17 protein-coding genes are annotated in these 23,138 nt (G+C 70.5%); 12 read left to right on the top strand and 5 right to left on the bottom strand.

From position 1 onward, the window contains the following. The 4 genes from ACZ7LV_RS25395 to glgB all read left to right on the top strand — a co-directional run. Window positions 1–894: alpha-amylase family glycosyl hydrolase (locus tag ACZ7LV_RS25395; RefSeq protein WP_471942434.1), on the top strand; the 894-nt coding region annotated here is incomplete at its 5' end. Further along, window positions 891–2,591, top strand: coding sequence for a maltose alpha-D-glucosyltransferase (treS, locus tag ACZ7LV_RS25390; RefSeq protein WP_471942432.1), 1,701 nt, complete (start codon window positions 891–893; stop codon window positions 2,589–2,591). The genes ACZ7LV_RS25395 and treS, both read left to right, overlap by 4 nt. 133 nt (window positions 2,592–2,724) lie before the next feature. Continuing rightward, window positions 2,725–4,125, top strand: a complete 1,401-nt coding sequence (locus tag ACZ7LV_RS25385) for a maltokinase N-terminal cap-like domain-containing protein (RefSeq protein WP_471942431.1) — start codon at window positions 2,725–2,727, stop codon at window positions 4,123–4,125. 21 nt (window positions 4,126–4,146) lie between these two features. Then, a complete protein-coding gene (gene glgB / locus ACZ7LV_RS25380; protein WP_471942429.1) occupies window positions 4,147–6,930 on the top strand; it encodes a 1,4-alpha-glucan branching enzyme in 2,784 nt (927 codons plus the stop codon). An 81-nt stretch (window positions 6,931–7,011) separates the two neighbouring features. On the opposite strand, the gene ACZ7LV_RS25375 is transcribed toward glgB, so the two are convergent. The 4 genes from ACZ7LV_RS25375 to ACZ7LV_RS25360 form a co-directional block, all read right to left on the bottom strand. Further along, window positions 7,012–9,252 carry a HelD family protein gene (locus tag ACZ7LV_RS25375; protein WP_471942427.1) on the bottom strand — a complete coding sequence of 747 codons (2,241 nt, stop codon included), beginning with the start codon at window positions 9,250–9,252 and terminating at the stop codon, window positions 7,012–7,014. Between the two features lie 193 nt (window positions 9,253–9,445). Beyond that, window positions 9,446–9,778 carry a thioredoxin family protein gene (locus ACZ7LV_RS25370; RefSeq protein ID WP_471942425.1) on the bottom strand — a complete coding sequence of 111 codons (333 nt, stop codon included), beginning with the start codon at window positions 9,776–9,778 and terminating at the stop codon, window positions 9,446–9,448. Continuing rightward, complete coding sequence (locus ACZ7LV_RS25365; RefSeq protein ID WP_471942423.1) at window positions 9,775–10,200, bottom strand: MerR family transcriptional regulator; 426 nt, start codon at window positions 10,198–10,200, stop codon at window positions 9,775–9,777. The genes ACZ7LV_RS25370 and ACZ7LV_RS25365 overlap by 4 nt, the downstream gene beginning before the upstream one ends. A gap of 157 nt (window positions 10,201–10,357) precedes the next feature. Beyond that, window positions 10,358–11,761, bottom strand: a complete 1,404-nt coding sequence (locus ACZ7LV_RS25360; RefSeq protein WP_471942421.1) for a cation:dicarboxylate symporter family transporter — start codon at window positions 11,759–11,761, stop codon at window positions 10,358–10,360. A gap of 174 nt (window positions 11,762–11,935) precedes the next feature. Between ACZ7LV_RS25360 and ACZ7LV_RS25355 the strand changes: the two genes are divergently transcribed. The 6 genes from ACZ7LV_RS25355 (at window position 11,936) to ACZ7LV_RS25330 (ending at window position 18,388) form a co-directional block, all read left to right on the top strand. Continuing rightward, window positions 11,936–13,582 (top strand): sensor histidine kinase, encoded by a 1,647-nt coding sequence (locus ACZ7LV_RS25355; RefSeq protein ID WP_471942420.1) that lies wholly within the window; start codon window positions 11,936–11,938, stop codon window positions 13,580–13,582. Then, window positions 13,579–14,271 carry a response regulator gene (locus tag ACZ7LV_RS25350; RefSeq protein ID WP_471942418.1) on the top strand — a complete coding sequence of 231 codons (693 nt, stop codon included), beginning with the start codon at window positions 13,579–13,581 and terminating at the stop codon, window positions 14,269–14,271. Before ACZ7LV_RS25355 ends, ACZ7LV_RS25350 begins: the two co-directional genes overlap by 4 nt. Before the next feature lie 112 nt (window positions 14,272–14,383). Then, the gene (locus tag ACZ7LV_RS25345) at window positions 14,384–15,760 is read left to right on the top strand and encodes an extracellular solute-binding protein (RefSeq protein WP_471942416.1); all 1,377 of its coding nucleotides are present in this window, start codon (window positions 14,384–14,386) and stop codon (window positions 15,758–15,760) included. 10 nt (window positions 15,761–15,770) lie between these two features. Beyond that, window positions 15,771–16,724: a carbohydrate ABC transporter permease gene (locus ACZ7LV_RS25340; RefSeq protein WP_471942414.1), complete on the top strand. Its 954-nt coding sequence runs from the start codon at window positions 15,771–15,773 to the stop codon at window positions 16,722–16,724. A gap of 6 nt (window positions 16,725–16,730) precedes the next feature. Then, window positions 16,731–17,570, top strand: a complete 840-nt coding sequence (locus tag ACZ7LV_RS25335; protein ID WP_471942413.1) for a carbohydrate ABC transporter permease — start codon at window positions 16,731–16,733, stop codon at window positions 17,568–17,570. A 92-nt stretch (window positions 17,571–17,662) separates the two neighbouring features. After that, window positions 17,663–18,388 carry a helix-turn-helix domain-containing protein gene (locus ACZ7LV_RS25330; RefSeq protein ID WP_471942411.1) on the top strand — a complete coding sequence of 242 codons (726 nt, stop codon included), beginning with the start codon at window positions 17,663–17,665 and terminating at the stop codon, window positions 18,386–18,388. A 31-nt stretch (window positions 18,389–18,419) separates the two neighbouring features. On the opposite strand, the gene ACZ7LV_RS25325 is transcribed toward ACZ7LV_RS25330, so the two are convergent. Continuing rightward, window positions 18,420–19,445, bottom strand: a complete 1,026-nt coding sequence (locus tag ACZ7LV_RS25325; RefSeq protein ID WP_401673488.1) for an ATP-dependent 6-phosphofructokinase — start codon at window positions 19,443–19,445, stop codon at window positions 18,420–18,422. A gap of 343 nt (window positions 19,446–19,788) precedes the next feature. Between ACZ7LV_RS25325 and pta the strand changes: the two genes are divergently transcribed. Continuing rightward, the gene (gene pta / locus ACZ7LV_RS25320) at window positions 19,789–21,900 is read left to right on the top strand and encodes a phosphate acetyltransferase (RefSeq protein WP_471942409.1); all 2,112 of its coding nucleotides are present in this window, start codon (window positions 19,789–19,791) and stop codon (window positions 21,898–21,900) included. Further along, window positions 21,897–23,105 (top strand): acetate kinase, encoded by a 1,209-nt coding sequence (locus tag ACZ7LV_RS25315; protein WP_471942408.1) that lies wholly within the window; start codon window positions 21,897–21,899, stop codon window positions 23,103–23,105. Before pta ends, ACZ7LV_RS25315 begins: the two co-directional genes overlap by 4 nt. Window positions 23,106–23,138 lie beyond the last annotated feature (33 nt).

Genomic DNA, 23,138 nt, shown 5'->3' with positions numbered 1-23,138 from the left:
GAGACCCTGCGGGTGCTGCGGCACTGGATGTCCCACGGCGTGCGCATCTTCCGCGTCGACAACCCGCACACCAAGCCCGTGGTGTTCTGGGAACGCGTCATCGCCGACGTGAACCGCACCGACCCGGACGTGATCTTCCTGGCCGAGGCGTTCACCCGGCCCGCGATGATGCACACCCTGGCCCAGATCGGCTTCCAGCAGTCGTACACCTACTTCACCTGGCGCAACACCAAGCAGGAACTGACGGAGTACCTCACCGAACTTTCGGGTGAGGCGGCCTCCTACATGCGGCCCAACTTCTTCGTCAACACGCCGGACATCCTGCACGCCTACCTCCAGCGGGGTGGCCGGCCGGCCTTCGAGGCCCGTGCCGTCCTGGCCGCCACCCTCTCCCCCACCTGGGGCGTCTACTCGGGCTACGAACTCTGCGAGAACGTCCCCCTGCGCGAGGGCAGCGAGGAGTACCTCCACTCGGAGAAGTACCAGCTCACACCCCGTGACTGGGACGCCCCGCACAGCATCGCCCCGCTCATCACCCGGCTCAACGCGATCCGCAGGCAGCACCCGGCGCTGCGGCAGCTGAGGGACGTGCACTTCCACGACGTCGACAAGGAAGCGGTGATCGCCTACTCGAAGCGGTCGGGATCGAACACGGTTCTGGTGGTCGTCAACCTCGACCCCCACCACACCCAGGAGGCCACGGTCTCGTTGGACATGCCGCAACTCGGCCTGGACTGGCACGAGTCGGTGCCGGTGCGCGACGAGCTCACCGGCGAGACCTACCACTGGGGCAGGGCCAACTATGTGCGCCTGGAACCCGGCCACCGGCCGGCGCACATCCTGACCGTCCTGCGACCGTCCACCCCGCAGATCGGAGGGTCACCCACCACATGATCGTCAACGAGCCCGTGCCGGACACCTTCGAGGACACACCCGCCAAGGACCGGGACCCCGAGTGGTTCAAGCGTGCCGTCTTCTACGAAGTCCTCGTCCGCTCCTTCCAGGACAGCAACGGCGACGGCGTCGGCGACCTCAAGGGCCTGACCGCCAAGCTCGACTACCTGCAGTGGCTCGGCGTCGACTGCCTCTGGCTGCCGCCCTTCTTCCAGTCGCCGCTGCGTGACGGCGGCTACGACGTCTCCGACTACACCGCGGTGCTCCCCGAGTTCGGCGACCTCGCCGACTTCGTGGAGTTCGTCGACGCCACCCACCAGCGCGGCATGCGCGTCATCATCGACTTCGTCATGAACCACACCAGCGACCAGCACCCGTGGTTCCAGGAGTCCCGCAAGGACCCCGACGGCCCCTACGGCGACTACTACATGTGGGCCGACGACGACAAGCAGTACCAGGACGCCCGCATCATCTTCGTCGACACGGAAGCCTCCAACTGGACCTTCGACCCGGTCCGCAAGCAGTACTTCTTCCACCGCTTCTTCTCCCACCAGCCGGACCTCAACTACGAGAACCCGGCGGTCCAGGAGGAGATCATGTCGGCGCTGCGCTTCTGGCTGGACCTCGGCATCGACGGCTTCCGGCTGGACGCCGTGCCCTACCTCTACGCGGAGGAGGGCACCAACTGCGAAAACCTTCCGGCAACCCATGAGCTCCTGAAACGCGTGCGCAAGGAGATCGACGCGCACTACCCGGACACGGTGCTGCTGGCCGAGGCCAACCAGTGGCCGGAGGACGTCGTCGACTACTTCGGCGACTACACCTCCGGCGGCGACGAGTGCCACATGGCCTTCCATTTCCCGGTCATGCCCCGCATCTTCATGGCCGTCCGGCGGGAGTCCCGCTACCCGGTCTCGGAGATCCTCGCCAAGACCCCGGCGATCCCCTCCAGTTGCCAGTGGGGCATCTTCCTGCGCAACCACGACGAGCTCACCCTCGAGATGGTCACCGACGAAGAGCGCGACTACATGTACGCGGAGTACGCCAAGGACCCGCGGATGCGCGCCAACATCGGCATCCGCCGCCGGCTCGCCCCCCTGCTCGACAACGACCGCAACCAGATCGAGCTGTTCACCGCCCTGCTGATGTCGCTGCCGGGCAGCCCGATCCTGTACTACGGCGACGAGATCGGCATGGGCGACAACATCTGGCTCGGCGACCGGGACGCGGTGCGCACGCCGATGCAGTGGACGCCGGACCGCAACGCCGGGTTCTCCTCCTGCGACCCCGGCCGCCTGTCCCTTCCGGCCATCATGGACCCCGTCTACGGCTACCAGGTCACCAACGTCGAGGCGTCCATGGCGTCGCCCTCGTCGCTGCTGCACTGGACCCGCCGCATGATCGAGATCCGTAAGCAGAACCACGCCTTCGGGCTCGGCTCGTACACCGAACTCCAGTCGTCCAACCCGGCCGTACTGGCGTTTCTGCGGGAGCACGGCGACGACCTCGTGCTGTGCGTGAACAACTTCTCCCGCTTCCCGCAGCCGACCGAACTCGACCTGCGCGCCTTCAGCGGACGCCATCCGGTCGAGCTGATCGGCGGGGTGCGTTTCCCCGCCATCGGTGAACTGCCGTACTTGCTCACCCTCGCGGGGCACGGCTTCTACTGGTTCCGGCTCCGCAAGGACGCCGTCTAGAAGGCCCGGGGCGGGGCGGTTTCTCCCGTCCCGCCCGGGGCACGCATCAGTAACACCCCGTCCGCCCGCGTGAGCCGACACCGGCTGACAGCGCCCCCCAGGGCGAACCGGAGAAGGGGAAAGGACGCACGCCATGTCGGAAGCCGTCACCCACCCCGCCACGGCCGGCCCCGGCCTTCTCGCGTCACTGGATCCACTGCTGCGGGACTGGCTGCCACGGCAGCGCTGGTTCGCCGGCAAAGGACGTCCGGTCACCGGGTTCACGCCGGTGGCGGCCACCGAGCTGCTGCCACCGGGCGGCAAGCTCGGGCTGTACCACCTGCTCGTCCAGGTCCACCAGCCGCACCCACCGGTGCAGGGCGCCGGCACCGCCCCGGCCCCCGGCGACTGCTACCAGCTCCTGATAGGAGTGCGCGAGGCGCTGCCGCCCCGACTGGCGCCCGCGCTGATCGGCCATGTCACCGAGGGCCCGCTCGCCGGGTACACCGTCTACGAGGCCCTGTACGACCCACGGCCCGCCGAAGTGCTCCTGGAGGCCCTCCGCACCCAGGCCCGCATCGGCGACCTGCGCTTCGAACGTGACCCGCACCGGGAGATCCGGCCCGGACTGGTCAGCCGCGCGGTCACCACCGAGCAGTCCAACTCGTCGGTGATATACGGAGATACGTTCATCCTGAAGCTGCTCCGCCGGATCGTGCCGGGCGTCAACCCCGACCTGGAGCTGCCGCTCGCGCTGGCCCGCGAGGGATGCCCCCGGGTGCCCGCCCCGACCGCCTGGCTGGGCGCCGAGCTCGCCGGGCAGTCCTACGTCCTCGGAGTCCTCCAGCCCTACGTCCAGGGCGCCGCCGACGGCTGGGAGCTGGCCCTGCGCGAACTGGCCAAGGGGGAGGACTTCAGCACCGAGGCGCGGGCGCTGGGCCGGGCCACCGCCGAGGTGCACACGGCACTGGCCCGCGCCCTGCCGACCGTCACCCTCGGCCACACCCAGCTGCGCTCGATGGTCGACGGCATGCTCGGGCGCCTCGACCTCGCCGCACAGGCGGTGCCCGCGCTCGGCCCGTACGTCCCCGGACTGCGCTCCACCTTCGAGGCGCTGGCCGACCTCGCGGCCGAGGGCCAGACCTGGACCGCCCAGCGGGTCCACGGCGATCTGCACCTCGGCCAGTGCCTGCGCTCACCGGCCGGCCGGTGGTCGCTGATCGACTTCGAGGGCGAACCGGCCAGGCCGCTCGCCGAACGCCGGATGCCGCAGCCCGCCGTGCGGGACGTCGCCGGGATGCTGCGCTCCTTCGACTACGCCGCCCACTCCGTGCAGCCGTCGGTGCCGGGCTGGGCGGACCACTGCCGGGCCGCGTACTGCTCCGGCTACGCCGAGGCGGCCGGCCGCGACCCACGGACCGACCCGGTGCTGCTGCGTGCCCATGAGACCGACAAGGCCGTTTACGAGGTCGTCTACGAGGCGCGCCACCGCCCCGACTGGCTTCCCGTGCCGTTGTCGGCCATACGGCGCCTCGCCTCGACCCAACCGACCTGACCCTCCCAGGAGGCTCCGCCCGTGACCCCCCGTACCACCTCCTCCGCCAGCGGATCCGACCCGAACATCGCGGCCGGACAGGCCGCGGCCCCCCAGGAGAAGGCCGCTGTACCGAAACAGGCGACCGCGCCCGAGGGGACGGCCGCGCCGGCGAAGAAGGCCACCCCGAAGAAGGGGGCGGCGAAGAAGGCCACCCCGAAGAAGGGGGCGGCGAAGAAGGCCACCGCCAAGAAGGCGGCCCCTGCGAAGAAGGCGGGCGGTGCCAAGAAGGCGGCCGCGAAGAAGACGCCGGTGAAGGCGACGCCGGCGACGAGGAAGGCCGCCGGGAAGCCCCCTGCCGAGAAGTCCGCGGCCGAGAAGGCGGTGGCGAAGAAGGCCGTCACCAAGAAGGCCACGGCGAAGACCGCCACAGGCACGACGGCGAAGACGGCCACGGCCACGACGGCGCCCGCGAAGAAGTCCGCCGCCACGAAGAGCGCGCCCGCGAAGAGGACGGCGGCCAGGAAGACGCCACCGGCCGAGCCCGCCACCCCCGCCGCACCGACCGCCGCGCGGAAGAAGGCCGTCGAGGCCGCTCCCGCCCCGGTCCCTCCCGCCCCGGTCCCTCCCGCCCCGGTCTCCCCCGCCCTCGGCCCCGCCGACCGCGGTCGGCTGCTGACCGGCGCCCACCACGATCCGCACTCCGTCCTCGGCGCCCACCCGGCGCCGGAAGGTGGCGTGATCTTCCGCGTCTTCCGCCCCTACGCCCTGTCCGTCACGGTGGTGGCCGGCGACCGCAGGCACGAACTCCACGACGACGGCGACGGCTTCTTCTCCGCGTCGCTGCCGCTCGCGGAGGTTCCCGAGTACCGGCTCGCCGTGACGTACCGGGACGCCGTCCAGGACACCCACGACCCCTACCGCTTCCTGCCCACCCTCGGCGACCTCGACCTGCACCTGATCGGCGAGGGCCGGCACGAGCAGCTGTGGCGGGCGCTCGGCGCCGAGCCGATGACGCACCAGGGCGTGACCGGCACCCGTTTCACGGTCTGGGCGCCGAACGCGCGCGGTGTGAGCCTGGCCGGCGGCTTCAACCACTGGGAGGGCACCGGCTTCCCGATGCGCTCGCTGGGCGGCACCGGGGTCTGGGAGCTCTTCGTGCCCGGCATCGGCGAGGGCGAGCTGTACAAGTTCGAGATCACCCGGCCCGACGGTTCGAAGACCCTGCGGGCCGACCCGATGGCCCGCCGCACCCAGGCCCCGCCGGAAACCTCCTCCATCGTGACCGCCTCGCACCACGAGTGGGGCGACGCGCAGTGGCTGGAGCAACGGGGAAGGGTGCCCGCGCACGAGGCCCCGTTCTCCGTCTACGAGGTGCACCTCGCCTCCTGGCGCCCGGGGCTGACCTACCGGCAGCTGGCGGAGGAACTGCCCGCCTACGTCACGGAGCTGGGCTTCACCCATGTCGAGCTGATGCCGGTCGCCGAGCACCCCTTCGGCGGCTCCTGGGGCTACCAGGTCACCGGCTTCTACGCGCCCACGGCCCGCCTCGGCACCCCGGACGACTTCCGGTACCTCGTCGACGCCCTGCACCGGGCGGGCATCGGCGTCCTCATGGACTGGGTGCCGGCGCACTTCCCCCGGGACGACTGGGCGCTCGCGGAGTTCGACGGCCGTCCGCTGTACGAGCACGCCGATCCGCTGCGCGCCGCCCACCCCGACTGGGGGACGCTGGAGTTCGACTTCGGCCGCAAGGAGGTGCGGAACTTCCTGGTCGCCAACGCGGTCTACTGGTGCGAGGAGTTCCACATCGACGGGCTGCGCGTCGACGCCGTCGCCTCCATGCTCTACCTCGACTACTCGCGCGAACCGGGCCAGTGGACGCCGAACGAGCACGGTGGCCGGGAGAACCTGGACGCGGTGGCGTTCCTCCAGGAGATGAACGCGACGGTGTACCGCCGGGCACCCGGCGTCGTCACCATCGCCGAGGAGTCCACGGCGTGGGACGGCGTCACCCGGGCCACCCATCACAAGGGCCCGAGCGGGTTCGGCGGGCTGGGCTTCGGGCTGAAGTGGAACATGGGCTGGATGCACGACTCGCTCGAGTACATGAGCAAGGAGCCGGTCCACCGCAAGTACCACCACCACGAGATGACCTTCTCGATGGTGTACGCGTACAGCGAGAACTACGTCCTGCCGATCTCGCACGACGAGGTCGTGCACGGCAAGCGGTCGCTGGTGTCGAAGATGCCGGGCGACTGGTGGCAGCAGCGCGCCGACCTCCGCGCCTACCTCGGCTTCATGTGGGCCCACCCGGGCAAGCAACTGCTCTTCATGGGCCAGGAGTTCGCGCAGGGCGCGGAGTGGTCCGAGGCGAACGGCCCGGACTGGTGGCTGCTCGACCCGCAGTACGGTGCCGAGGCCGACCACCGTGGCGTGCGCGACCTGGTCCGGGACCTCAACGCCGGCTACCGGCACACGCCGGCCCTCTGGCAGCGCGACACCCACCCCGAGGGCTTCCGGTGGGTCGTCGGCGACGCCGCCGAGGACAACGTCCTGGCCTTCCTCCGCCACGACGCCGACGGCACCCCGCTGCTGGCGATCAGCAACTTCTCCCCGGTGGTCCGCCACGACTACCGGGTGGGCGTCCCGGACGAGGTCCCGGCCTGGCACGAGTCCCTGAACACGGACGCCGCCCGCTACGGCGGGAGCGACGTGACGAATCCCGACCCGATGAAGCCGGAGGCCCTCCCCTGGCACGGCCACCCGGCGAGCATCCGCCTGACGCTGCCCCCGCTGGCGACGGTCTGGCTACAGCCGTCGTGACCGCCCGGCCCACCCAGCACCGGCCGCGGTCGGGTGGTGGGTGGGCGCGGGTCGCGGGGGTCCGGGCGGGCCCCCGGCCGGTCAGGCGGCCGCCGGGGACTCCTCGGCCAGGCCGCGCGGCAGGGGCTCCGTGTGCAGCACCCCCAGCCGCTGGGTCGCGCGGGTCAGGGCGACGTACAGATCGCTCGTCCCGTACCGGCCCGGCTCGACCACCAGCACCGAGTCGAACTCCAGCCCCTTCGCCTGACGCGGGTCGAGCAGCACGACCGTCCGCGTCAGATCCGGCTCGTCGCCCGCCGTCACCCCGTCCAGCGCGGCGGCGAGCCGCCGGTGCAGCTCGCGCGGCGCGACGACCGCCAGCCGGCCCTCGGCCGGGGTGAGTTCGGCGACCGCCTCGGCGACCGCCCCGGGCAGGTCGTCGGTCGCGCGGATCCACGGACGTACCCCCGTGGACCGTACGGAGCTCGGCGGTTCGAAGTCCGGGTCCTGCGCCCGTACCACCGCCGCCGCGAGGTCCATGATCTCGGCGGGTGTGCGGTAGTTGACGCCGAGACGGGTGTGCTCCCAGCGGTCCCCCACGTAGGGCTTGAGGATCCCCGACCAGGACCCGACCCCCGCCGCCTCCGCGGTCTGCGCGGGATCGCCGACCAGCGTCATCGACCGGGTCGGACTGCGCCGCATCAGCAGCCGCCACGCCATCGGCGACAGCTCCTGCGCCTCGTCGACGATGATGTGCCCGAACGCCCAGGTCCGGTCGGCCGCGGCCCGCTCCGCGGCACTGCGGTGGTCGTCCTCCTCGTGACGCTCGGCGAACCGCTCGGCGTCGATGATGTCGTGCGCGGAGAGCACCTCCGAGCCGTCCGGGTCGCTGTCCTCCTTGTCCTCGAACTCGTAGGTCCGCGACGCGTACGACACGTCCAGCACGCCCTGCGCGTACGACACCTGCCGCTCCCGCTCGCGTTCCGCCCGCGCCCGGGCCACGCGGTCGTCCTCGCCGAGGAGTTCGGCCGCCTCGTCGAGCAGCGGAACGTCCGCCACGGTCCACTTCCGCGTCACGGGCCGCCGGATCGCGGCGGCGTCGGCGTCCCCGACGTAGCCCTCGGGCGCGGCGAGGAAGTCGGCGACCAGCCGCTGCGGGGTGAGGACCGGCCACAACCGGTCGATGGCGGACCAGACTTCCGGGTTCTCGGCGATGTCGTCGCGGATCTGGGTGATGTCGGCGGCGTCGAGGAGGTTGGTGCCGTCGTAGGGGTCGGTGCCGACCCGCTCCGCGTACAGCTCGGTGAGCGTGTTCAGGATGTAGCCCTCGAAGTGCTCGCGCGCGGCGTTGTGCGGCAGCTTGGCGGCGCGGGTCCGCTCCCGGGCGACGCCCACGAGACCGTCGTCGAGCATCAGGATCTCGCGGTCGTGGGCGATGGCGATCACCGGGTCGGGCAGCGCCTGCCGGTCCCGTACGACGTCGGCGAGCACGTCCGCCATCCGGGCGCCGCCCTTGACGGCGGCCGCCTCCGGGGTGTCGGCAGCCGTCGCCTTCACACCGGGGAAGAGTTCGCCGACCGTCGACAGGAGCACACCCGTCTCGCCCAGCGAGGGCAGCACCTCGCCGATGTAGCCGAGGAAGGCCGGGTTGGGGCCGACGATCAGGACGGCCCTCTTGGCGAGCAGTTCACGGTGCTCGTACAGCAGGTAGGCCGCCCGGTGCAGGGCCACCGCCGTCTTGCCGGTGCCGGGGCCGCCCTCCACCACCAGCACGCCCCGGTGCGGGGCGCGGATGATCTCGTCCTGCTCCGCCTGGATGGTCTGCACGATGTCGGCCATCCGGCCGGTGCGCGCGGAGTTCAGGGCGGCGAGCAGGACGGCGTCGCCGCTGGGGTCCTCGTGGCCGGTCCGGGTCTCGTCTCCGACGTCGAGGAACTCGTCGTGCAGCGCGGTGACGCGGCGGCCGTCGCTGGAGATGTGCCGGCGGCGGCGAAGGCCCATCGTGGTGTGGCCGGTGGCCAGGTAGAAGGGGCGGGCGACCTCGGCCCGCCAGTCGATCAGAAGGGGCGTGCGCTCGATGTCGGCGGCCCGCAGCCCGATGCGGCCGATGTGGTGCGTGGCGCCGGAGGTCAGGTCGATCCGGCCGAAGCAGAGCGAGCCGTCCACCGCGTTCAGCGCGGCGAGCAGCCCGGACCGCTCGGCGACGAGGATGTCCCGCTCCAGCCGGGCCTGCATCGGCTTGTCGCCCTGCGCGAGGGCGTCGGTGACAGAGGCCTCGGCGTCGCCGCGCAGCACGTCGACACGCCGGTACAGCCCGTCGATGAATTCCTGCTCGCCGCGCATTTCATCGTCTGGAAAGTCGACGTTTGACGAATCCATGTTTGACAATTCCGCTCCCGCCCGGATATACTCAGCTCAGTGAACTTCTTCGCGACCTCTTTTTCTCAAGTCGCGAATCATTGAATATACGCAGAGAAATCCCCCGGGCGCAATTGCCCGGGGGATTTCTTTACGTCTTCTCAGGAGCTGGTCCCGTTCACAGCGCCGCCTCGATCTCCTCCAGGAGCCGCCGCTTGGGCCGGGCCCCCACCATGGACCTCACCGGCTCACCGGCACGGAAGACCATGAAGGTCGGCATCGACAGCACTTGGTAGGCGTTGGTCGTCCCCGGGTTGCGGTCCACGTCCAGCTGCACCACCTTCAGCCGCTCCCCCTCCTCCGCCGCCAGCGCGCTGAGCACCGGCGCCATCTGCCGGCACGGCGGGCACCAGTCGGCCGTGAACTCCACCAGCACCGGCAGCTCGGACCCGATCACCTCCGCCGCGAAGTCCTCGTCCGTCACCTCTGCCACGCCCGCCGCCCTGCTCATGACTGCCCTCCCAGTTCGCACACCGGCTCCGGACCTCCCGGAGCCCCCGCTTCGGCGGCCAACTCGTCCCGTGCCCGCTCGGCCCTCGCCAGCTGCGCGCCCACCTGCGCCCGCACGGCACGCAGATCGCCGATCAGGGCGTCGAGCTCGTCCAGCTTGCGCCGGTAGACCGCGAGCGAGGCGGGGCAGGCATCGCCCTCGGGGTGACCGGCCCGCAGACACTCCACGAAGGGCCGGGTCTCCTCCAGGCCGAAACCGAAGTCCTGCAGTGTTCTGATCTGCCGCAGCAGTCTCAGGTCCCGCTCGTCGTAGTCCCGGTGGCCGTTCGCGTCCCGTCGTGCGGGCAGCAGGCCCCGTGCCTCGTAGTACCGGAGCGTGCGCGGGGTGGTCCCGGCCCGTTCGGCCAGCTCGCCGATTCGCATGCCACGAACGTAAGCCCTGACGTCGGCGTCAGGGCAAAGGGTGAGCCCGGGCGGCTGAGGGACGGGGGGAGCATCTCAGCCGCCCGGGCGTGGGAGGGTGGTCTCTACCCGGGGTGGAACGGGAATTCAGGGGCGAAAGCGAAAGGGGGAACGGGGCTCAGGCCTTGGCCAGTTCCTTCTCGCCCTCCTGGTCGCCACGCTGCTCCGGCATCCCGGCGTCGTCGGCCTCGCCGCCGCCGTGGCCGTCGTCCAGCAGCGTCTTCTCGTCGAAGGGCAGTCGGCCCGCGAGCACCTCGTCCACCCGCTCCCGGTCGATCTCCTTGGTCCAGGTACCGATCAGCACGGTGGCAACGGCGTTGCCCGCGAAGTTGGTCAGGGCGCGGGCCTCGCTCATGAAGCGGTCGATGCCGACGATGAGGCCGATGCCGTCCACGAGGGCCGGCTTGTGGGACTGCAGGCCGCCCGCGAGGGTGGCCAGGCCCGCCCCCGTCACACCGGCCGCGCCCTTGGAGGCGACCAGCAGGAAGAGCAGCAGCGGGATCTGCTCGCCGATGCCCATCGGCGTCCCCATGGCGTCGGCGATGAACAGGGACGCCATGGTCATGTAGATCATGGTGCCGTCGAGGTTGAAGGAGTAGCCGGTCGGGACGGTGATGCCGACGACCGGCTTGCTGACGCCCAGGTGCTCCATCTTCGCGATGAGCCGCGGCAGCGCGGACTCGGAGGAGGAGGTGGACAGGATCAGCAGGAACTCACGGCCGAGGTACTTGAAGAACGTGAGGATGTTCAGGCCCGAGACCAGCCGCAGCAGCGCGCCGAGCACGAGGAAGACGAACAGGACGCAGGTGACGTAGAAGCCGAGCATCAGCACGGCCAGGCTCTTGAGCGCGTCGATGCCGGCGGACCCGGTGACGGCCGCGATGGCGCCGAAGGCACCGATCGGGGCGGCCCACATGATCATCGCGAGGATGCGGAAGACGAGCCGCTGGATGTGCTCGATGCCGCGCAGGATCGGCTGTCCGGCGGAGCCCATCGCCTGCAGCGCGAAGCCGGCGAGCAGCGCGATCAGCAGGGCCTGGAGCACCTCGCCCTCGGTGAAGGCGGAGACGATGGTGGTCGGGATGATGCCGAGCAGGAACTCCGTGGTGTCCTTGGCCTCCGCGTCGACCTGCGCGTGTCCGGTCTCGCGGACGGCGTCGGTGACGGCGAGACCGGTGCCCGGGTCGAGGATGTTGCCGACGACCAGGCCGATGGCGAGGGCCACCAGCGACATGACCAGGAAGTAGACGAGGGCGATACCGCCGACCGCGCCCACCTTGGTGGCCTTGCGTACGGAACCGATGCCCAGCACGATCGTGCAGAAGATGATCGGCGAGATCATCATCTTGATCAGGTTCACGAAGCCCGTGCCGATGGGCTTCAGCTCCACGGCGAAGTCGGGAGCGGCCAGGCCCACGGCGATGCCGAGCGCGACCGCGACGATCACCGCGATGTAGAGATAGTGGGTGCGGTCCCGCTTGGCGCGGGGTGTGGCAGGTGCCGTGTCGGCTGCGCTGGTCACGACTGCCCTCCTTGACGACGTCATCGGCATCACCGGCGTGCGGCTCACGTCCGGGGGAATCGCCCGGGGCGCTGCCCGCGGACGAAGGAATGCCGTGACTATCTCCCGTGCTGTGAGGGCGGTCACCCTTCCGTTCATTTAGTTCACGCTTAACCGGGGAGGCACACTGACGGCATGCGCATCCCGGTCCCCAGAGCCCGCAGTCTGGCCGGCCAGCTGTTCGCCATGCAGGCCGTGCTGATCGCGGTGCTCGTCGCCGGTTACGCACTGTTCACCTATGTGAGCGATCGCAACCAGGCCGAGGACGCCGCGGGCCGCCAGGCGATGGCGGTCGCCCGCTCGATCGCCGACTCCCCCTCGGTACGGGAGGCGATCCGCACCTCCGACCCGACGGGCCCGCTCCAGCCGTACGCCCTGCGCGTGATGCGCGACACGGACGTCGACTTCGTCACGATCATGGATCCGGAGGGCATCCGCTGGACCCACCCCGATCCGGAGCAGATCGGCGGCCGGTTCCTGGGTCACATCGACCCCGCCCTGCGGGGCGAGTCCTTCACCGAGACCTACACCGGCACGCTCGGCCCGTCCGTGCGCGCGGTCACCCCGGTCCACGACGGCCCGCGCATCGTGGGCCTGGTCAGCGCCGGCATCCGGGTCGAGGCGATCAGCGAGCGGGTACGGGGCCAGCTCACCGCCCTGATCGGCGCCGCGGGCGGTGCCCTCCTGCTGGGCGGCGTCGGCACGTACGTGGTCAACGCCCGCCTCCGCCGCCACACCCACGGCATGAACGCCACCGAGCTGAGCCGGATGCACGACTACCACCAGGCCGCCCTGCACGCCGTGCGCGAGGGGCTGCTGATGCTCGACGGCCAGTACCGGGTGGCGCTGATCAACGACGGCGGGCGGGAACTGCTCGGCATGTCCGGCGACGTGGTCGGCCGCTCGGTGGCCGACCTGGGCCTGCCGGCCCCGCTGACCGGCGCGCTGCTGTCCTCACAGCCGCGGGTGGACGAGGTCCATCTGACGGCGGACCGGGTGCTGGTGCTGAACACGTCACCGGTCTCGGGCGGTGAGCGGCGCGGTACGGTCGTCACGCTGCGGGACGTGACCGAACTTCAGTCGCTGATGGGGGAACTGGACTCGGAGCGGGGGTTCACGCAGGCGCTCCGGTCGCAGGCGCACGAGGCGGCGAACCGCCTGCACACGGTGGTGTCCCTGATCGAACTGGGCCGGGCGGAGGAGGCCGTCGACTTCGCGACGGCGGAGCTGGAACTGGCCCAGGCCCTGACCGACCAGGTCGTCGCGGCGGTGAGCGAGCCGGTGCTGGCGGCCCTGCTGCTCGGCAAGACCGCCCAGGCGAACGAGCGGGGTGTCGAGTTGGTGGTGTCGCAGGACAGCGGCCTCGACGACGGGCTGCTGCCGCCGTCGTTGCCCGCGCGGGACCTGGTGACCATCCTGGGCAACCTGATCGACAACGCGGTGGACGCCGCGCAGGGCAGCGTACGGGCGCGGGTGGTCGTGACGGCGTACACGGCGGGCGGCCAACTGGTCCTGCGGGTGGCGGACACCGGGGACGGGGTGGATCCCGAGCACACCGAACGGGTCTTCCAGCGGGGCTTCTCGACCAAGCCGTCCGGCCCCGGCGGGCGCGGTCTCGGCCTCGCCCTGGTCCGGCAGACGGCGCACCGGCACCGCGGGACGCTGTCGGTCTCCGGGGCCGGTGAGGGAGGAGCGGAGTTCGAGGTGCGGTTGCCGCTGTCGAAGGAAGCCGGGGCGGCCGGTCGGTCCGGTGCCGCCACGGAAGTGGGAGGCCACGCATGACGCACGAGGCACGGATCCGGGTGCTGGTGGTCGAGGACGATCCCGTCGCCGCGGACGCGCATGTGATGTACGTGGGTCGCGTCCCCGGTTTCGTCGCGGTCGGAAAGGTGCACACGGGCGCGGAGGCGCGGCGGGCGCTGGAGCGGACGCCGGTCGACCTGCTCCTGCTCGACCTGCACCTGCCGGACGTGCACGGCCTGCAACTGGCGCGCTCCCTGCGGGCGGCGGGACATCACGCCGACGTGATAGCGGTGACCTCGGCCCGGGACCTGGCGGTGGTGCGGGAGGGGGTGTCGCTGGGAGTCGTCCAGTACGTGCTCAAACCGTTCACTTTCGCGACGCTCCGGGACCGTCTGGTCCGCTACGCGCAGTTCCGGGGCGCGGCGGGCGAGGCCAGCGGCCAGGACGAGGTCGACCGCGCCCTGGCGACCCTGCGGGCACCCGGCCCGGCGGCACTGCCCAAGGGCCTGAGCGCACCGACGCTGGAACGCGTGACCTCGGCGCTGCGGGAGGTGGAGGAGGGCCTGACCGCGGCCGGGCTGGCCGAAGCGGTCGGCATCTCCCGTATCACGGCCCGCCGTTACCTGGAACACCTGGTGGACGCCGGGAGGGCGGGCAGGAGCCCGCTGTACGGACAGGTGGGACGGCCGGAACTGGTCTACCGATGGGTGCCCGTGCAACGCGGGTGACGGCAGTTTGTCAGGTCAATCCTCCGCAGACTCATTGACCTGACTAGACCACTCCTCATACGTTCACCGGGCAACAACCCGCAGGCCACAACGACGTAGGCCCCAGGAGGTCATGTTCGTGCGCCCCAACGCCTCCCTGCCCGCTCTCCTCGCCCTGACCCTCGCCGCCGCGGGCACCCTCACGGCCTGTGGCGGCGGAGCCGGCAGTGATCCGGACACCGTGAAGGTCTCCTTCAAACAGTCCACGGACAACTCCGTGAAGGTGATGGACACCTACCTCGCGGACATCAAGAAGCAGTTCGAGAAGGCCAACCCGGGCAAGAAGGTCGAGCTCGTCCCGATCAAGGCCCCGGACTCGGAGTACTACACCAAGCTCCAGCAGATGCTCCGCTCCCCCAAGACCGCCCCGGACCTGGTCTACGAGGACACCTTCCTCATCAACTCCGACATCACCAGCGGCTACCTCAAGCCGCTCGACCCGTACCTCGCCAAGTGGCGGGACTGGGACCAGTTCATCGACACGGCCAAGACCGCGGCCAAGGGCGAGGACGGCAAGACGTACGGCGTGCCGGACGGCACGGACACCCGGGGTCTCTGGTTCGACAAGGCGATCTTCGCCAAGGCCGGTCTGCCCGCCGACTGGCAGCCGAAGACCTGGGACGACGTCCTGGAGGCCGCCCGCACGATCAAGCGGAAGGTACCCGGCGTCACCCCGCTCAACGTCTACACCGGCAAGCCCGTCGGCGAGGCCGCCACCATGCAGGGCTTCCAGATGCTGCTCTACGGCACGAACGACGGCACCGCCGATCCGCTGTACGACGAGCAGTCCAAGAAGTGGATCGCCGGCGGCAAGGGCTTCAAGGACGCCCTCGGCTTCGTCGAGACGGTCTACCAGGAGAAGCTCGGTCCGGACGTCGCCGACGCCCTCGACCCCAACATCGGCACCCGTGTCCGCGGCGAACTCCTGCCCGAGGGCAAGCTCGGCATCAACCTCGACGGCTCCTGGCTCCCGCAGGACTGGCTGGCGGGCAGCGGCCACGAGTGGCCCGAGTGGTCGGACAAGCTGGGTCTCGCCGCGATGCCCACCCAGAACGGCCAGGCACCCGGCAAGGTGAGCATGTCCGGCGGCTGGACCTGGGCGATCCCCGCCAAGGCGGGCAACCCGGACCTCGCCTTCGAGTTCATCAAGACGATGCAGACGAAGGCGAACGCCCAGAAGTGGTACATCGCCAACTCCGGCATCGCGGTCCGTGAGGACGTCGCCGCCGACCCGGCGTACGTCGAAGCCCAGCCCGGCATCAAGTTCTTCACCGACCTGGTCGCCAGCACCCACTACCGGCCCGCCTACCCGGCGTACCCGAAGGTCTCCACCGCGATCCAGGAGGCCATGGAGAGCGTCACGACGGGGGACATGTCGGTCGAGGAGGCGGCGAAGACGTACGACGAGGACCTGAAATCGGCGACGGACAACCAGGTGATCGAGAAGTGAGCCGCCGTTCATGACGACAGCCCCCGCCACGGGCTCCGGAACCGGTCCCGGCCTCGCCAAGAGGCCGGGACCGGCCGGCCCGGACCGCACGCCGACGCAGGGCCCCCGCTCCCTCCCCCTGCTGCGGGCCCTCCCCCTCGCCCCCGCAGTGGTCCTGCTGGTGCTCTTCCTGGCCGGCCCGATCGGTTACTGCGCCTACATCGCGTTCACCGACCTGCAACTGACGGGCCAGGCACAGGACTCGTTCGTAGGCTTCGAGAACTTCCGTACGGCGTTCGGGGACGAGGCGTTCCTGAACGCGGTGTGGCTGACCCTGGTCTTCACGGTCGTCTCGGCGCTGATAGGCCAGAACACCCTCGGACTGGGGCTCGCGGCACTGATGCAGCGCGCGTCGAAGCCCCTGCGCACCCTCACCGGCGGCATCGTCATCACGGCGTGGGTGCTGCCGGAGGTCGTCGCCGGCTTCCTGCTCTACGCCTTCTTCCGCCGCGAGGGCACCCTGAACGCCATCCTGGACTGGCTCCACCTCCCCTCCCAGAACTGGCTGTTCACGCTCCCGATCCTGGCGGTGTCGTTCGCGAACGTGTGGCGGGGCACGGCGTTCTCGATGCTCGTCTACTCGGCGGCCCTGAACGAGATCCCCAAGGAGATCACGGAGGCCGCCGAGGTCGACGGCGCGGGTGGCTGGCGCCGCCTGTGGCACATCACCCTGCCGATGATCCGGCGGTCCATCGGCACGAACCTGATGCTGATCACCCTTCAGACCCTGTCCGTCTTCGGCCTGATCTGGGTGATGACGAGGGGCGGCCCGGGCGGCAAGAGCCAGACGCTCCCGCTCTTCATGTACGAGGAGGCGTTCCAGAAGAGCATGATCGGATACGGCACGGCGGTCGCTCTGCTGCTCCTCGTGGTGGGCTCCCTGTTCTCGGTGATCTATCTGCGCCTGCTGCGGACGGAGGTCTGAAACGCCATGTCCCGAACCCCCTCCTCCCGCAGGACCGCGCACCGCGTGGCCGCGGACGCCGGCCTCCTGGTGGTGGCCGCCGCGTTCTCCCTGCCCCTGCTGTGGGTGGTCCTGTCCTCACTGGACACCGGCGCCAGCCTCCGGGTGAAGGTGCCGGACGGCGTGACGCTGGACAACTTCGACGCCGTCCTGACGCCGGACATCACCTTCACCCCGCTCCTGAACAGCCTGCTCCTGTGCGGCGGCGGCACCCTGCTGACCGTGGCCTGCGCGGCCCTCGCCGCCTACCCGCTGTCCCGCTTCCGCTCCCGCCTCAACCGCCCGTTCCTGCTGACGATCCTGTTCGCGACGAGCCTGCCGATCACGGCGATCATGGTTCCGGTGTACGCCCTGTTCGTACAGGTGAACCTGATCGACACGATGCAGGGGACGATCTTCTTCTTCGCCGCCTCCCAACTCCCCTTCGCCATCTGGCTGATGAAGAACTTCATGGACGGCGTACCGAAGGAGCTGGAGGAGGCGGCCTGGACCGACGGGGCCTCGTCGTTCCAGTCCCTGCTGCGGATCGTGCTGCCGCTGATGGGTCCGGGCGTGGCGGTCGTGACGGTCTTCTCGTTCGTGATGATGTGGGGAAACTTCTTCGTCCCCTTCATGCTGCTGCTCACGCCGGACCAGATGCCGGCGGCGGTCAGCATCAACGACTTCTTCGGCAACCGCGGGACCGTCGTCTACGGCCAGCTGGCCGCCTTCTCGATCATCTACTCGACCCCGGTGATCCTGCTGTACGTGCTGGTGGCGCGGCGGATGGGCGGAGGGTTCGCGCTGAGCGGCGCGGTCAAGGGGTGAGGACGTACGAGAGCACCGTATGTTCCTACAATCCGTGTTCCTGGCCGAACAGACCGTAGTCAGAACCCCGCCGCACCCCTAGCTTGTGCCCCGTGCGCCAACCCCCAGCCGGACCGAACCAGTCCACCCCGCCCACTCCGCCGTTCAACGCCCCCGCCGCCCGACGCCTGCGTGCCGCCCTCGGCATGGGGCCCGAGCACGTGGCCTACAGCCTGCGCTCCTCGTACGGACTGCCGTACGTCACCCCGGACCTCGTCATCGCCTGGGAACGCGGGGTCACCCACCCCAACAGCCCCGAACTGACCGCCCTCGCGGGCGTGTTGTGGTGCTCCCCCGGCGAACTCATCGGACGGCCCCGCACCCTGCGCGAGCACCGCATCTCGCGCGCGCTCGCGCCGGAGGACGTCGCCCGCGGCGTGGGCCTCGAACTCGCCGCGTACCAGCGGATGGAGGAGAGCGACACCTGGCGCGGCAACGAGCGGCAGTCCGCCGCCCTCGCCGACGTCCTCGATCTCGACCTGCCCGACTTCGTCGCCGTCACCGGCCGCGAGGACAAGCTCGCCGACCTGCTGCGCAGCGCCGTGACCACCCGCTGGCAGGCCTACCTCCGCCCCGTGGGCAGGACGGTGCCGCTGGAGCGCGCCGTCCTGGAGGCCGTGCTCCAGGAGTTGCACGGCGAGTACCAGGGGCAGATGGTCGCCACCCTCAGCTGGGGCGGCGGCAACCAGGAGACCGGCGCCAACGGCCGCGAGTTCCTCGACCGGATCGTCGACCACTTCTGGACGGTCGTCGAGCGCGGCAAGCCGCCACGGTACTGAACCGGACGCTGCCTCCGTGTACCGAACCGGCCTAGAAGACCGACTCGGCCTCGTCCATCCGGTCCTTCGGCACCGTCTTCAGCTCGGTGACGGCCTCCGCGAGCGGGACCATCACGATGTCCGTCCCCCGCAGCGCGGTCATACGGCCGAACTGACCGCGGTGCGCCGCCTCCACCGCGTGCCAACCGAAGCGCGTGGCGAGCACCCGGTCGTACGCCGTCGGGGTGCCGCCACGCTGGACGTGGCCGAGGATGACCGGCTTGGCCTCCTTGCCGAGGCGGCGCTCCAGTTCGTACGCCAGTGCCGTACCGATGCCCTGGAAGCGCTCGTGGCCGTACATGTCGATCTCGCCCTTGCCGTAGTCCATGCTGCCCTCGACCGGGTGGGCACCCTCGGCGACGCAGATGACGGCGAACTTCTTGCCGCGCGAGAACCGCTCCTCGACCATCTTGACCAGGTCGACGGGGTCGAAGGGGCGCTCCGGCAGGCAGATGCCGTGCGCGCCGGCGGCCATGCCGGACTCCAGCGCGATCCAGCCGGCGTGGCGGCCCATGACCTCGACGACCATGACCCGCTGGTGGGACTCGGCCGTGGTCTTCAGGCGGTCCATCGCCTCCGTGGCGACCCCGACCGCGGTGTCGAAGCCGAACGTCCGGTCCGTCGAGGAGATGTCGTTGTCGATGGTCTTCGGCACGCCGACCACCGGCAGACCCGCGTCGGAGAGCATGCGGGCCGCCGTCAGGGTGCCCTCGCCGCCGATCGGGATCAGGGCGTCGATGCCGAACTCGTGGATCATGTCGGACGCGTTCTCGCAGGCCTCGCGCAGCCGGTCGCGCTCCAGCCGGGAGGAGCCGAGGATCGTGCCGCCGCGGGCGAGGATGCCGCTGACCGAGTCGAGGTCGAGGCCGCGATAGCGACCGTCCAGCAGACCCGCGTAGCCGTCCTCGAAACCGATCACCTCGTCGTCGTACTGCGCGACCGCTCGGTGCACGACCGACCGGATCACGGCGTTCAGGCCGGGGCAGTCGCCGCCTGCGGTGAGAACTCCGATGCGCATCGTGCTGTGTCTCCTGCTCGCTGTCGAGGCCGGTGAGCCACTGCCGATTGTTTCACGTCCCTCAGGCGCCCAGCACGACGACACCTTGACGGGCGCCTTATCCATGTCGAGGGGTATTGTCAAGAGGGTTCTGCTCGCCCCGGCGGGCGATTTTTACGGTCCCGGGGGGCCACGGCCTCGGATTCATCACCTGTCCGGCCGCATCACCCCCGATTCCGACGGAACCCGCTACCGGGGGGACCGGCACGGGCGAGCCGGACGCAGACCGACCGGGCGCGACAGAACCGACGCAGACCAACCCCGAACGCAGACGAACCCGACGCAGACGAAACGGAGAGCACGCGTGACGCGCAGCGTGTACGTGACCGGTATCGACCGCGGCGACGGCCGCCAGGTCGTCGAACTGGGGGTCATGGAGCTCCTGACCCGGCAGGTCGACCGCGTGGGCGTCTTCCGCCCCCTCGTCCACGACGGGCCCGACCGCCTCTTCGAGCTGCTGCGCGCCCGCTACCGGCTCGCGCAGGACCCGGCCACGGTCTACGGCATGGACCACCAGGAGGCCTCCACGCTGCAGGCCGAACGCGGCACCGACGAGCTGGTCTCCACGCTCGTCGACCGCTTCCACCTCGTCGCGCGCGACTACGACGTCGTCCTCGTCCTCGGCACCGACTACGCCGACACCCAGTTCCCGGACGAGCTGGCCCTCAACGCCCGGCTCGCCAACGAGTTCGGCGCGTCCGTGATCCCGGTGGTGGGCGGCCGGGGGCAGACCGCCGAGTCCGTGCTCGCCGAGACCCGCAACGCCTACCGGGCCTACGAGGGGCTCGGCTGCGACGTCCTGGCCATGGTCACCAACCGGGTCACCCGGGAGGACCGCGACCGGATCGCCGACCGGCTCGCCACCCGCCTGCCCGTGCCCTGCTACGTCCTGCCCGACGAGCCCGCCCTGTCCGCCCCGACGGTCGCGCAGATCGCCCACGCCCTCGGCGCCAAGGTGCTGCTCGGCGACGAGTCGGGGCTGGCGCGCGACGCGCTCGGGTTCGTCTTCGGCGGAGCCATGCTGCCGAACTTCCTGGCCGCCCTGACCCCGGGCTGCCTGGTCGTCACCCCCGGGGACCGCGCCGACCTGGTCGTCGGCTCGCTCGCCGCGCACAGCGCGGGCACCCCGCCGATAGCCGGCGTCCTGCTCACCCTGAACGAGGTGCCGAGCGACGACGTCCTCACCCTCGCCGCCCGGCTCGCACCCGGCACCCCGGTGCTCTCGGTGTCCGGCAACAGCTTCCCCACCGCCGAACAGCTGTTCTCCCTGGAGGGCAAGCTCAACGCGGCCACCCCGCGCAAGGCGGAGACCGCGCTCGGCCTGTTCGAGCGCTTCGTGGAGACCGGCGACCTGCTCAAGCGGGTGAGCGCGCCCAGCAGCGACCGTGTGACGCCGATGATGTTCGAGCACAAGCTGCTGGAGCAGGCTCGCTCCGAGCGCCGGCGGGTGGTGCTGCCGGAGGGCACCGAGGAGCGGGTGCTGCACGCCGCCGAGGTCCTGCTGCGCCGGGACGTGTGCGATCTGACCCTGCTCGGACCCGTCGACCGGATCCGCAAGAAGGCCGCCGACCTCGGCATCGACCTCGGCGGGTGCCGGATCGTCGACCCCGCCACCAGCGAGTTGCGCGACACCTTCGCCGAGAAGTACGCCGCCCTGCGCGCCCACAAGGGCGTCACCGTGGAGCTCGCGTACGACGTCGTCTCCGACGTCAACTACTTCGGCACGCTGATGGTCCAGGAGGGCCACGCCGACGGCATGGTCTCGGGTTCCGTGCACTCCACGGCGGCCACCATCCGCCCGGCCTTCGAGATCATCAAGACCAGGCCTGGGGGTCCCCCCTCCGGGGGAGCCTCGATCGTCTCGTCCGTCTTCTTCATGTGCCTCGCCGACAAGGTGCTCGTCTACGGCGACTGCGCGGTCAACCCCGACCCGGACGCCGAGCAGCTCGCCGACATCGCCGCGCAGTCGGCGGCCACCGCCGCCCAGTTCGGCGTGGAGCCGCGGATCGCGATGCTCTCGTACTCCACCGGTACCTCGGGCTCGGGCGCCGACGTCGACAAGGTGCGCGAGGCCACCGAACTCGTACGGCAGCGGCGGCCCGACCTCAAGATCGAGGGGCCGATCCAGTACGACGCCGCCGTCGAACCGAGCGTCGCCGCCACGAAGATGCCGGACTCCGAGGTGGCCGGGCAGGCCAGCGTGCTGATCTTCCCCGACCTCAACACCGGCAACAACACCTACAAGGCCGTGCAGCGCTCGGCCGGCGCGATCGCCGTCGGGCCGGTGCTCCAGGGGCTGCGCAAGCCGGTCAACGACCTGTCCCGCGGCGCGCTCGTCCAGGACATCGTCAACACCGTCGCCATCACGGCGATCCAGGCCCAGTCCCCGACCTCCCAGAAGGCGTCCCAGCTGTGAGCGCGACCCGCGTCCTCGTCCTCAACTCCGGTTCCTCGTCCGTGAAGTACCAGTTGCTCGACATGAGCGACAGCAGCCGGCTGGCGGCGGGCCTCGTCGAGCGGATCGGCGAGCAGACCTCCCGGCTCCAGCACACCTGCCTGACCACCGGCGACACCCGCGAAAGGAGCGGGCCCATCGCCGACCACGAGGCCGCGCTCAAGGCGGTCGCCGAGGAACTCGGCCGGGACGGCATGGGCCTCGACTCCCCCGAACTCGCCGCGATCGGGCACCGGGTGGTGCACGGCGGGCTGTTCTTCACCGAGCCCACCGTCGTCGACGACGAGGTGCTCACCGAGATCGAGCGGCTGATCCCGGTCGCCCCGCTGCACAACCCGGCCAACCTCACGGGTCTGCGCACCGCCCGGGCGCTGCGGCCCGACCTGCCCCAGGTCGCCGTCTTCGACACCGCCTTCCACACGACGATGCCGGAGGCGGCGGCGCGTTACGCCATCGACCCGAAGATCGCCGACCGGCACCGGATCCGCCGCTACGGCTTCCACGGCACCTCGCACGCCTACGTCTCCCGCGAGACCGCGCGCCTGCTGGGCAAGGACCCGTCCGAGGTCGACGTCATCGTGCTGCACCTGGGCAACGGCGCCTCCGCCTCGGCGGTCCGCAAGGGCCGGTGCGTGGACACCTCCATGGGGCTGACGCCTTTGGAGGGGCTCGTGATGGGTACCCGCTCGGGAGACCTGGACCCGGCCGTCATCTTCCATTTGGCGCGTGTCGGCGGAATGGACATGGACGAGATAGACAATCTCCTCAACAAGAGGAGCGGTCTGTTCGGCCTGTGCGGGGACAACGACATGCGGGAGATCCGGCGCCGGATCGACGAGGGCGACGAAGAGGCGGCACTCGCCTTCGACATTTACATTCACCGGCTGAAGAAGTACATCGGCGCCTATTACGCGGTGCTCGGCACGGTGGACGCGGTCGCCTTCACCGCGGGTGTCGGAGAGAACGCGGCACCGGTGCGCGAGGCGGCGATCGAGGGCCTGGAGGGGCTCGGCCTGGCGGTCGACCCGGAGCGCAACGCCGTGCGCGGCGACCACGCGCGGCTGATCTCGCCGGATTCCGCGCGCGTGGCGGTGGCCGTGGTACCCACGGACGAGGAACTGGAGATCGCGACACAGACCTACGCACTGGTCGGAAAGAACACCTGAGCATCAGCGCGCCCATTTGTATCTTCCACCAGA

It is taken from the genome of Streptomyces sp. NPDC107562, from assembly GCF_055657325.1.
This window is presented reverse-complemented; position numbering and strand designations above follow the sequence as displayed.

What these genes read in the sequence shown, in the direction of transcription:
- ACZ7LV_RS25335 (WP_471942413.1), top strand. Translation starts at nt 16,731, where the DNA reads ATGTCCCGAACCCCCTCCTCCCGCAGGACCGCGCACCGCGTGGCCGCG.
- ACZ7LV_RS25375 (WP_471942427.1), bottom strand. Translation starts at nt 9,252, where the DNA reads ATGCGCGGCGAGCAGGAATTCATCGACGGGCTGTACCGGCGTGTCGAC.
- ACZ7LV_RS25355 (WP_471942420.1), top strand. Translation starts at nt 11,936, where the DNA reads ATGCGCATCCCGGTCCCCAGAGCCCGCAGTCTGGCCGGCCAGCTGTTC.
- ACZ7LV_RS25345 (WP_471942416.1), top strand. Translation starts at nt 14,384, where the DNA reads ATGTTCGTGCGCCCCAACGCCTCCCTGCCCGCTCTCCTCGCCCTGACC.
- ACZ7LV_RS25370 (WP_471942425.1), bottom strand. Translation starts at nt 9,778, where the DNA reads ATGAGCAGGGCGGCGGGCGTGGCAGAGGTGACGGACGAGGACTTCGCG.
- ACZ7LV_RS25340 (WP_471942414.1), top strand. Translation starts at nt 15,771, where the DNA reads ATGACGACAGCCCCCGCCACGGGCTCCGGAACCGGTCCCGGCCTCGCC.
- treS (WP_471942432.1), top strand. Translation starts at nt 891, where the DNA reads ATGATCGTCAACGAGCCCGTGCCGGACACCTTCGAGGACACACCCGCC.
- ACZ7LV_RS25350 (WP_471942418.1), top strand. Translation starts at nt 13,579, where the DNA reads ATGACGCACGAGGCACGGATCCGGGTGCTGGTGGTCGAGGACGATCCC.
- ACZ7LV_RS25365 (WP_471942423.1), bottom strand. Translation starts at nt 10,200, where the DNA reads ATGCGAATCGGCGAGCTGGCCGAACGGGCCGGGACCACCCCGCGCACG.
- ACZ7LV_RS25325 (WP_401673488.1), bottom strand. Translation starts at nt 19,445, where the DNA reads ATGCGCATCGGAGTTCTCACCGCAGGCGGCGACTGCCCCGGCCTGAAC.
- ACZ7LV_RS25385 (WP_471942431.1), top strand. Translation starts at nt 2,725, where the DNA reads ATGTCGGAAGCCGTCACCCACCCCGCCACGGCCGGCCCCGGCCTTCTC.